1 protein-coding gene is annotated in these 1,484 nt (G+C 69.7%); it reads left to right on the forward strand.

All coding sequences use genetic code 11. From position 1 onward, the window contains the following. Window positions 1–102 precede the first annotated feature (102 nt). Window positions 103–1,484: condensation domain-containing protein (locus ACZ4FV_RS52310; RefSeq protein WP_465328529.1), on the forward strand; the 1,382-nt coding region annotated here is incomplete at its 3' end.

Consider the following 1,484-nt stretch of genomic DNA (forward strand, 5'->3'; position numbering starts at 1 on the left):
CTTGCTCCGGTTCCGGTGGGTGTGATCGGCGAGCTGTATATCGCGGGTGCCGGGCTGGCTCGGGGTTACGTTTCGCGGCCGGGGTTGACGGCGGATCGGTTCGTGGCGTGCCCGTTCGCGGTCGGGGAGCGGATGTACCGCACCGGGGACCGGGTGATGTGGACCGACGGCGGCCGGCTCGTGTACCTCGGTCGCGGTGACGAGCAGGTCAAGATTCGTGGATTCCGGGTCGAGCCCGGTGAGATCGAGAGCACACTCGCCGCGCATCCGCTGGTCGCCCGTGCGGTGGTGGTCGCGCGTGAGGACTCCCCGGGGGACAAGCGGCTGGTCGGCTATGTCGTGCCCGTCGAGGCCGGTGCCGCGGCGGACGGCGAACTGCCGCGGGAACTGCTCCGGTTCACCGCGATTCGGCTGCCCGACCACATGGTTCCCGCGGCCGTCGTGGTGCTCGACGCGCTTCCGCTGACCGTCAACGGCAAGTTGGATCGCAACGCACTGCCCGCGCCGGAGTATGCCTCCGGCCTCGGCGGCCGTGGTCCCTCCTCGGTGCGCGAGGAGGTGTTGTGCGCGGTCTTCGCCGAGGTGTTGGGCGTGCCGTCGGTGGGGGTGGACGACAACTTCTTCACGCTGGGCGGGCATTCGCTGCTGGCCATCACGCTGGTGGAGCGGTTGCGGGCGCGGGGCGTCTCGGTGTCGGTTCGGGCCCTGTTCCAGTCGCCCACGGTGGCCGGACTGGCGTCTGCCGCAGGGCCGATCCCGGTGCGCGTGCCGGTGAACCGAATCCCGGCCGACGCCACCGCACTGACGCCGGAGATGTTGCCGCTCGTCGACCTGTCGGCCGTCGAGGTCGGGCGGCTGGTCGGGTCGATCGAGGGCGGTGCCGCGAACATCGCCGACGTGTACCCGTTGGCGCCGCTCCAGGAGGGCATCCTTTTCCATCACCTGATGGCCGGTGACGACGAACGCGACGTCTACGTCTCGCCGTTCGTTCTGGAGTTCGACACGGCGGCTCGGCTCGACGCCTTCCTGTGGGCGCTCCGGCAGGTGATCGACCGGCACGACATCTACCGGACCGCGATCGTGTGGGAGGGCGTGCCCGAGCCGGTCCAGGTGGTCCAGCGGCACGCACCACTGAATGTGCGGGAGATCGACCTCGGTCCGGAAAGCGGCGATCCGGTGGCCGCGTTGGTTGCCGCAGGCGGGCTGAGCATGAACATCGGCCGGGCACCGCTGATCGACGCGCACAGCACGCGCCTGCCCGACGGGACCCGGCTGTTGTGCCTCCTGCGGGTGCACCACATCATCCAGGACCACGTCGGCATGGAGGTCCTGCTCCAGGAGGTGCGGGCGTTCCTCGCCGGTCGCGGCGATGAACTGGCGCCGGCGTTGCCGTTCCGGGATTTCGTGGTGCAGGCGCGGGAGAGTCTGCGGAACGGTGGTCACGAGGAGTTCTTCGCGGAGTTGTTGGGTGATGTGACCGAGAC

It is taken from the genome of Embleya sp. NPDC025285 (assembly GCF_055558835.1).